The organism is Pseudoalteromonas sp. bablab_jr011, from assembly GCF_016464045.1.
Lineage (GTDB): Bacteria > Pseudomonadota > Gammaproteobacteria > Enterobacterales > Alteromonadaceae > Pseudoalteromonas > Pseudoalteromonas lipolytica.
The window spans coordinates 1-315 of sequence record NZ_JACDWU010000002.1 but is presented as its reverse complement, the minus strand read 5'-3'; the positions used below and the strand labels follow the sequence as shown (position 1 = coordinate 315).

The following is a 315-nucleotide window of genomic DNA, read 5'->3' as shown; positions in this document are numbered from 1 at the left end:
CCTTTTAGCCCAATGCCATAACGCTAGAAATAGTTTGTGGCTCACATATCCGAATACTTGTTTGGCAACGCAATGGCGATAGTAATTCGACCAACCCCTGAGTTTCGGATTTATCAACTTGATTAGATCGTTAACGGGGGTAGTTGCGTGCTTTTTAATGAGTTCGCGCAAGTTACTCAGAAATATTAACGTGTTAGATTTGCTCGGTTTAATGAGCAGTTTTCCTTTGTACTTCCTATGGTTAAAGCCTAGGAAGTCAAAACCACGGCTAATGTGAGTAATGTGCGTTTTCTCTTCGGAGAGCGTTAAGCCTCT

The 315-nt window shown here is 41.9% G+C and carries 1 protein-coding gene; it reads right to left on the bottom strand.

The window, feature by feature from the left end; genetic code table 11:
• Positions 1 to 315: group II intron maturase-specific domain-containing protein (locus JIG41_RS23150; protein ID WP_312000467.1), on the bottom strand; the 315-nt coding region annotated here is incomplete at both ends.